Origin of the sequence: Kribbella antibiotica (genome assembly GCF_004349055.1) — a bacterium.
GTDB lineage: Bacteria > Actinomycetota > Actinomycetes > Propionibacteriales > Kribbellaceae > Kribbella > Kribbella antibiotica.
Genome location: NZ_SMKX01000093.1, coordinates 26,100 through 33,781 on the forward strand (window position 1 = coordinate 26,100; position 7,682 = coordinate 33,781).

At 66.8% G+C, this 7,682-nt stretch carries 8 protein-coding genes; 4 read left to right on the forward strand and 4 right to left on the reverse strand.

Annotation, left to right across the window (positions count from 1 at the left end; translation table 11 throughout):
• Nucleotides 1-44: 44 nt before the first annotated feature.
• Nucleotides 45-1,136, forward strand: coding sequence for a branched-chain amino acid aminotransferase (locus tag E1263_RS27080; protein ID WP_132172293.1), 1,092 nt, complete (start codon nucleotides 45-47; stop codon nucleotides 1,134-1,136).
• A gap of 19 nt (nucleotides 1,137-1,155) precedes the next feature.
• Here the strand turns inward: E1263_RS27080 and E1263_RS27085 are convergent, their stop codons facing one another.
• Both E1263_RS27085 and E1263_RS27090 read right to left on the reverse strand, forming a co-directional pair.
• On the reverse strand, nucleotides 1,156-2,280 hold the full coding sequence (locus E1263_RS27085) for a polysaccharide lyase family 7 protein (RefSeq protein WP_132172295.1): 1,125 nt from the start codon (nucleotides 2,278-2,280) through the stop codon (nucleotides 1,156-1,158).
• 32 nt (nucleotides 2,281-2,312) lie between these two features.
• Nucleotides 2,313-2,807, reverse strand: a complete 495-nt coding sequence (locus tag E1263_RS27090; protein WP_132172297.1) for a hypothetical protein — start codon at nucleotides 2,805-2,807, stop codon at nucleotides 2,313-2,315.
• A 90-nt stretch (nucleotides 2,808-2,897) separates the two neighbouring features.
• On the opposite strand from E1263_RS27090, the gene E1263_RS27095 reads away from it, so the two are divergent.
• The 3 genes from E1263_RS27095 to E1263_RS27105 all read left to right on the forward strand — a co-directional run bounded on the left by E1263_RS27095 (nucleotide 2,898) and on the right by E1263_RS27105 (nucleotide 5,395).
• Nucleotides 2,898-3,296, forward strand: coding sequence for a hypothetical protein (locus E1263_RS27095; RefSeq protein WP_132172299.1), 399 nt, complete (start codon nucleotides 2,898-2,900; stop codon nucleotides 3,294-3,296).
• A gap of 258 nt (nucleotides 3,297-3,554) precedes the next feature.
• Nucleotides 3,555-5,144 (forward strand): citramalate synthase, encoded by a 1,590-nt coding sequence (gene cimA, locus E1263_RS27100; RefSeq protein ID WP_132172301.1) that lies wholly within the window; start codon nucleotides 3,555-3,557, stop codon nucleotides 5,142-5,144.
• The gene (locus E1263_RS27105) at nucleotides 5,141-5,395 is read left to right on the forward strand and encodes a hypothetical protein (RefSeq protein ID WP_132172303.1); all 255 of its coding nucleotides are present in this window, start codon (nucleotides 5,141-5,143) and stop codon (nucleotides 5,393-5,395) included. The genes cimA and E1263_RS27105 overlap by 4 nt, the downstream gene beginning before the upstream one ends.
• On the opposite strand, the gene E1263_RS27110 is transcribed toward E1263_RS27105, so the two are convergent.
• Entirely contained in the window at nucleotides 5,388-5,936 is a 549-nt protein-coding gene (locus E1263_RS27110) for a TetR/AcrR family transcriptional regulator (RefSeq protein WP_132172305.1), read from the reverse strand. The genes E1263_RS27105 and E1263_RS27110 overlap by 8 nt on opposite strands.
• Nucleotides 5,926-6,855, reverse strand: coding sequence for an oxidoreductase (locus E1263_RS27115; protein ID WP_132172307.1), 930 nt, complete (start codon nucleotides 6,853-6,855; stop codon nucleotides 5,926-5,928). Before E1263_RS27115 ends, E1263_RS27110 begins: the two co-directional genes overlap by 11 nt.
• Nucleotides 6,856-7,682 lie beyond the last annotated feature (827 nt).

Here is a 7,682-nt window from a genome sequence, read left to right on the forward strand (position 1 = left end):
GGTGATGCTCGCATGACCAGTCAGCTAACAGGTACGGTGCCGCTATGAGCAGCGACCTGCAGTTCACCGTTGAGCCCAACACCCAACCGGCCAGCGACGACCAGCGTGCCTCGACCCTGGAGAACCCAGGCTTCGGGCAGAACTTCTCCGACCACATGGCGATCGCCTCGTGGACGAAGGACAAGGGCTGGCACGACGCGCGGATCACCGCCTTCGGACCGCTGGAGCTGTCTCCGGCGACCTCGGTGTTCCACTACGCCCAGACCATCTTCGAAGGGATGAAGGCCTACCGTCATCCCGACGACTCGATCCACATGTTCCGCCCCGAGGCCAATGCGGCCCGGTTCGCGAAGTCGGCCCGCCGGCTCGCGCTCCCGGAGCTGCCCGAGGCCGCCTTCCTGGAGTCGGTGAAGGCTCTTGTGGAGCTGGATCAGGCCTGGGTGCCCAGCGGCGGTGAGACCTCGCTGTACCTGCGCCCGTTCATGTTCGGATCGGACCCGTTCCTCGGCGTCCGCCCGTCTGCCCAGGTGACGTACTGCGCGATCGCGTCCCCGGCCGGGTCGTACTTCAGCGGCGGTGTGAAGCCGGTCCGGATCTGGCTGAGCGAGGAGTACACACGCGCGGCCCCCGGTGGCACGGGTGCGGCCAAGACCGGCGGCAACTACGCCGCGTCGCTGCTGGCCCAGGCCGAAGCGATCGAGAACGGCTGCGACCAGGTCGCCTTCCTGGACGCGATCGAGAAGAAGTGGGTCGAAGAGCTCGGCGGGATGAACCTGTACTTCGTCCTCGACGACAACTCGGTCGTCACCCCGGAGCTGTCCGGCACGATCCTCGAGGGCGTCACCCGGGACTCGATCCTGAAGCTCGTCACCGACCTCGGCCACTCGGTGGCCGAGCGCAAGATCTCGGTCGACGAGTGGCGCGACGGCGCGGCCTCCGGCAAGATCCGCGAGGTCTTCGCCTGTGGCACCGCCGCGGTCATCACCCCGGTCGCCTCCCTGAAGTGGAAGGACGGCGAGGTCCAGGTGGCCGACGGCAACGGTGGCCCGGTCACCGCCGCCGTCCGCAGCGCCCTCCTCGACGTCCAGTACGGTCGCGCCGCCGACCCGCACAACTGGATGACCAAGGTCTGCTGACCTCCGTGACCGTCACCCGCTACGAGTGGGTGACGGTCACGCTTTTCAGGGTCGTCTGGCCGTAGTTGCTGTCGGCGCAAGGCGACGAATTCGAGCAGTTCGCCTGGGTGTAGGCACCGGCTTTGAAGTAGGCGCCGGAGAAGTTCTTGCTGATCGTGGTCTGCAGGACGCCGTTGTAGTAGGCCTTTGTCTGGCCGCCGTTGACCACGAACTTGGCCTCGAAGACGGTCCCGAGCACGTACGAGCTGGTCACGAGCTTGTGGTGGGTCGTGTCGCCGCTGGTGATGTAGAGGCTGCTGCCCTCCAGCCGGAACACGGTGACGTCGTCGGAAGAGTCGTGGATCTGAGCCCCGACAAGGTGCGGCTTGGTGGCCGGCAAATGATCAAAAGACTCCCGTACGACGAGAGTGTGCGTCCCCGAGGTGGATGACCAGCTCGCGTTGCTGCTGCCGTTCATTTCGCGCAGCTCCGAGCGCGGATAGCTGGAACCGCTCGTGGTGACGCCGTTGACCGGGGCCCGGAACTGGACGCCGTCACCGACCACCTTGAAGAACGGATCGTTGGAGTAGCTGTCGAGTGCGGGCTGCTTGATCTCGGTCGGGCTCTCGTTCGAACCGGTCGGCAGGGTGACCTTCCAGTTCGTCAGGTCGAGCACGTCGGCCGGCACCTGCGGGCCTGGTTCGGAACCACCGCTGCCCCAGACCTCGATCTCGGTGATGCTGTTCCAGGTCCCCGTGCCGCCGGAATTCAGTTGGTACCCGTGGCCGACGTACCGGACCTTCGAGGCTTCCTGGTCGGTGAAGTCGAAGGTTTGGAGCGCCGTGCTGGAGCCGCTGCTGAGGCCGTCGTACACGGTGGTCCAGGTCGACCCGTTGAGCACCTGCAGCTCGAAGTCGTTCTTGCGTTCGTCGCCCTTGTAGGCGGCGACCTTGAGGTGGCTGACCGTCTTGGTGGCGCCGAGGTCGAGTGTCAGCGTCGCGCCGTCGCCATCACCCGACCAGCGGGTCGCATAATTGTTGTCGACGGCATTGGTTGCGACGTTGGCGTCGCTGGTGCTCGCGGTGACGCTCGTTGGCGTGATCTCGACGTTCGCGGCCGGCACAGCGGTGCCGAGGGCAAGGAGGGCGGTCAGGAGGATCTTCATGGTTGGCCTTTCGGGGCGGGAAGGGCGTTTGTTCAGCGGCGTGCTGCGGAGCTGGCGGTGCCGCAGATAGCTGCCGAGAGCAACCACAGGGCGATGACCACAACGAGAGCACCGGTCCACTCGACCTCGGTGGTGCCCTTGGACTCGGGCCGGTTCACCACGATCACGATGGTCATCACCGCACCGGCGAGCGAGGCCAGGATGCCGGTCACGGTTGCGGCCCGGACGAGCATGAGCGTGACGGCGAGCAGGATGTAGACGAGCACCGGGACAGGTCCGAGTGGGCCGCCGGTGATCGCATCCCCGGCGCCGGCGAACAGCGAGATCCCGCTGTGGGTGTCGACCAGGTGCGGCATGGGGTCGTTCGACGTAACGACGTACCAGGTCGGGGCGAGCAGCGCGAGGAGTGCAGTCGCCGTGGTGAACAGCATCATCCGGAACTGACGCTGGCGGAACTCACCGGCCGGCTGGAAGAGCGCCGTACGGATCTCGTGCTCGAACGCCTCACGTTGCGCTTCGTCACTCATTGCGAACTCCCTGTGATGTTGGTACTTCACAGGATCTTCTCAGGCCGAAGTGGCCATTTGGCCGAGACCGGCCCGATAAGGTCAGGTGGCATGAGCAGCCTTCCCGACGACGTCCAGGCCTACTACACGGACCTCGCTCAGCGTCGCGACTGGTCGTACGAGACCATCGTCGCGGTCCGGACGACCGTGGATCTGGTCCGGGAGCTGGACCGGGGGACTGCGCCGCGGACGTTCGGCGCGCTGGCTGCCGACGACGGGACGGACTGGCTGTTCGAGGCGGTCTGGCACGAGCGGGAGTGGGTCGTCGTCCGGCAGCTCGGGGTCGGCGAGGACGGCGAGATCACGCGGTACTGGTGGCAGCGGATCGAGGACGACGAAGGCATGCTCACCGACAAGGCGCTGGACCGGGCGGCCTGGGGGCTGCGGGAGTTGTCGCGTGACGATTTCTACACGGCGTGGGACGAGCCGGGCTGGTCGCTGACCGCCTGAACGGCACTACTGAACTATTGACTACTCCCCAGTACTGAAGCGCGTACTGGATGTTCGTGATGCGAGACAGTCTCGTTACCCGACGGGTTTTGTGTGGCAGACTGCGAATTGTCATGAACAACCACCGGGTGATTATTACCTAGACGCGCTCAGCGGCAGTACCTGAGCGCGTGGACCTCTCGCACCTTGCGGGGGGTTTTTTGTTTGCCTCGAACAGACTCCACAGCCCGACTCGCCAGCATCACCGGAAGGCCTCTCATGAGCATCTCCGACGAGTTCCACGTCTACGACACGACCCTGCGCGACGGTGCGCAGCAGGAGGGGCTCGCGCTGTCCGTGGCCGACAAGATCGCCATTGCGCAGCACCTGGACGACCTCGGCGTCGGATTCATCGAGGGTGGCTGGCCGGGCGCCGTACCGAAGGACACCGAGTTCTTCCAGCGGGCGCGGACCGAGCTGGATCTGCGGAACGCGACCTTCGCCGCGTTCGGCGCGACCTGCAAGCCGGGGACAGCGGCGGCCGACGACCCACAGGTCGCCGCGCTGCGCGAGTCCGGGGCCTCGGTCGTCACACTCGTTGCCAAGAGCCACGATGCGCATGTGGAGCGCGCGTTGCGGACGACGCTCGACGAGAACCTGCGGATGGTTGGCGAGACGATCCGGCACCTGCGGGAGAACGGGCTGCGGGTCTTCCTCGACACCGAGCACTTCTTCGACGGGTACCGCGCAAACCGTGCGTACGCGCTCGAAGTAGTACGGGTATCGGCTGAAGCCGGCGCCGATGTGGTGGCCCTCTGCGACACGAACGGCGGGACGCTGCCGCGCGAGCTGCAGGACATCGTCCGCGACGTACTGGAGAACACAGGCGCCCGGCTCGGGATCCACGCCCACAACGACGGCGGTTGCGCGGTGGCGAACTCGATCGCCGCCGTCGAGGCCGGCGTCACGCACGTCCAGGGCACGATCAACGGGTACGGCGAACGCACCGGGAACGCCGACCTGCTGGCCGTCGTGGCCAACCTCGAACTCAAGCGCGGGATGGAACTCCTGCCGGCCGGCAACCTGGCCGACTCGTTCCGGATCGCGCACGCGATCGCCGAAGTGACGAATGTGCCGCCGTCGGCCCGGCAGCCGTACGTCGGCCTGTCCGCCTTTGCCCACAAGGCAGGGCTGCACGCCAGCGCGATCAAGGTCGACCCGGATCTCTACCAGCACACGGATCCGAGCCTGGTCGGCAATGACATGCGGATGCTCGTCTCGGAGATGGCGGGCCGGGCGAGCATCGAGTTGAAGGGCCGCGAGCTCGGCTTCGACCTCGGCAACGACCGCGAGCTGGTCAGCCGGGTCGCCGACCGGGTCAAGGAGATGGAGGCCCGCGGCTACACGTTCGAGGCCGCGGACGCGTCGTTCTCGCTGCTGCTGACCGAAGAGGTCGCCGGCGAGCGTGCGTCGTTCTTCGATGTCGAGTCCTGGCGAGTCATCACCGAGTCCCGCGCCGACGGTGAGGCGGTCTCGGAGTCGACGGTGAAGCTGGTCGCCGGGGGAGAGCGCGAGATCGTCACCGGTGAAGGAAACGGCCCGGTGAACGCCCTCGACCACGCGCTGCGGACCGCGATCGAGCGGGCCTACCCGGTGGTGAACAAGTTCGAGCTGGTCGACTACAAGGTCCGAATCCTCGACCAGGGCCACGGCACGGACGCGGTGATCAGAGTCCTGATCCAGACCGCGGACGGCGAAGGCTCGTGGGTCACGGTCGGCGTCGGCCACAACATCGTCGAGGCATCCTGGGAGGCCCTCGTCGACGGCTTCACCTACGGCCTCCTGCGTCACAAGGAGGTAGCCCGATGACCACCGTCCTCGATGCTCCGGCCGCGGTCGCCGCCCCGGTCATGACTGTCTTCACCGCAGACATCGTCGAGACCGTCGGCATGTTCGCGCGCATCGCCGTACTGCTCAACCCGTACGACGTCCGCCACCTCTCGCTCTGCCTCGAGGCGAGCACCCTGCGGATCGTTGTCGCCGGCAACGGCTTCGACGCCGGCCGAGTCGCCGCTCGCCTGGAAAAGGTGATCGGCGTACTGGACGTCACTGTCAGCTGACCGCTCGCCAGCAGGCGTCGGCGATCTCATCGAGCTGGGACTGTGTCAGCTCGATGCCGTTGGCTGCGAGGCGGATGGCCGGGCTGAGCGCGAGCTCGTACAGCACATCGACCGGGAACGGGCGCAGCCGCGCAGCGATGTCCGGCTGGGTCACCTGGGCCAGGAACGGGTCGTCAGGGTTGCTGAGCGCGGCCTCGTGCGCAGGCCCCCGGTACGGCGAGTGCTCGACCTGCAAGAGGAATTGGGCGTGCGTCGGGTTCGCCTTCAGGTGTCGATAGCAGGCGAGCCAGAGCGCGCGGAACCGCTGCTCGGGCGGAAGGGCTTCGTCCAGCTTGGCCACCGCCGCTTCGCCGAGCTCCGCCTTCGTCTCCGTGTAGGCGGCCAGCACCACGTCGTCCTTGGACGCGTAGTACGTGTACGCCGTACCGGTCGCGACGCCGGCCTCGCGCGCGACCGCGCTCATCGAAGCGCCGTGAAACCCGTTGCGGGCCACGAGAGTACGCAGAGCCGTCCGTACGGCGACCGCTCGGTCAGTGGCCATTGGTGGCGATCGCTACGCCGGTCTCTCGCTCGGACACGCTCCAGAGCTTAGCGATGGCCTGGTCCATCCCGAACTGGCGCAGGATCGGCTTGCGGACTGGTCGGCCGTTGTTCACGAAGAGCGGGCCGTAGAACTCGCCGCCCTTGGCTGCCGGATCCGTTGCCGCGCGCAACTGCGGTAGCGCGCCGTCGTCGGCAGACATGCCGGTCCGTCGGGTCGCTGCGTGGGCGATCCGTTGGCTGAAGCCACCGCCCGAGCCGGCCACGCTGACCGACTGCAGGTCGGTGTCCGACAAGCCGGGGTGCGCGATGAGGCTCGCCGTACGGGCTCCTGCTTGCTTGAGCTGGCGGTCCAGCCCGAGGCCGAAGTGGAAGTTGGCGAGCTTCGCTTGCCCATACGCGCGCCAGGCTCCGTAGCGGCCGTCCAGATGCGGGTTGTTCACGTCGACCGGCTTACCCATGTGATGCGCCGTGCTGGTCACCGTCACCACACGGGACCCGTCGGTGCGCAGGAGTGCTGGCAGGAGGAGGCCGGTCAAGGTCCAGTGGCCGAGGTGGTCGACGCCGAACTGCATCTCGAAACCGTCGACGGTGCGCGCCTCGGAGATCGCCATCACGCCCGCGTTGTTGATCAGCAGGTCGATGGTGTTGTGCGCGGCCAGGATCTCCTTGGCTGCTTCGTGTACCGAAGCCTGTGTGGACAGGTCGAGCGCGACCAGTTTGAGCGAGGCGTCCGGGACCGCTGCCCGGATCTCGTCGACGGCTGCCGCGGCCTTCTGCTGGTTGCGCACGGCCATGACCACGTGAGCGCCCTTCGCCGCGAGGGCTTTGGCCGTCACCAGGCCGAGCCCGCCATTGGCGCCCGTGACGACCGCCGTACGGCCGTGCTGGTCAGGGATGTCGGTTGCGGTCCAAGCCATCTCTCACTCCTCCTCCGAATGAACGTTCATTCAAGGTAGCAGATAGCCGGATCGTGCTCGGGCACAAAGGTGGGTCGGCTGCTCTTTGGGCGCGGCGTGGATCTTTGGGCAGCCACCGACCGCTTTTTCGGGGCACGGATGGTTGGTGCGTTCCCAAAGATGAGGGGCGTGCACAAAGCGCGGGATAGTGCGCGTATCCGGTGCGCGGGTCTGCCTTTGTGGAACGAGATGGGCAGCTGGTGGCCTTGGCGATCCACAAAGCGCGCTAACCCGCCCCAACGCGGCTTTCGCCAGCGATGGCCGCGGCTGGGGAGCGCAATGAACCGGAATCGACAGGCAGAACTCCCCAGCCCCGACGCCAACCTCAGCCCCGATCACCCACTGCTGGTCTGCACTCCACCGCCCAGCCCCAGCTGGCGAATTACACGGCCGCCGTTCCGGACGTCGCGCTTTTCTCCCGCCAGCCACAGTCCGTCAACCCCAAGCAGCGAAGGCGCGATCGCCGACCTCGCCATCCACCCCCAGCCACCGGACCGGCCAGCCGCGCACCTTTGAGCACGTCGCGCATCTTTGAGTACCCACCAACCACGCAGAGCGTGTTGAAACGGTTGAGGGGTTCTCAAAGTGCGCGTATCCGGTGCGCGGGTCTGCCTTTGTGGAACGAGATGGGCAGCTGGTGGCCTTGGCGGTCCACAAAGCGCGCTAACCCGCCCCCACGCGACTTTCGCCAGCACCGGCAGCGGTTGGGAGCGTATGCACCGGAATCGACACCGGAATCGACACCGGAATCGACAGGCAAGACGCCCCAGCCCCGCCCACTACAGATC

Coding starts and splice junctions, on each gene's coding strand:
- E1263_RS27085 (WP_132172295.1), bottom strand. CDS start 2,280: ATGAAGATCCTCCTGACCGCCCTCCTTGCCCTCGGCACCGCTGTGCCG.
- cimA (WP_132172301.1), top strand. CDS start 3,555: ATGAGCATCTCCGACGAGTTCCACGTCTACGACACGACCCTGCGCGAC.
- E1263_RS27090 (WP_132172297.1), bottom strand. CDS start 2,807: ATGAGTGACGAAGCGCAACGTGAGGCGTTCGAGCACGAGATCCGTACG.
- E1263_RS27105 (WP_132172303.1), top strand. CDS start 5,141: ATGACCACCGTCCTCGATGCTCCGGCCGCGGTCGCCGCCCCGGTCATG.
- E1263_RS27095 (WP_132172299.1), top strand. CDS start 2,898: ATGAGCAGCCTTCCCGACGACGTCCAGGCCTACTACACGGACCTCGCT.
- E1263_RS27080 (WP_132172293.1), top strand. CDS start 45: ATGAGCAGCGACCTGCAGTTCACCGTTGAGCCCAACACCCAACCGGCC.
- E1263_RS27110 (WP_132172305.1), bottom strand. CDS start 5,936: ATGGCCACTGACCGAGCGGTCGCCGTACGGACGGCTCTGCGTACTCTC.
- E1263_RS27115 (WP_132172307.1), bottom strand. CDS start 6,855: ATGGCTTGGACCGCAACCGACATCCCTGACCAGCACGGCCGTACGGCG.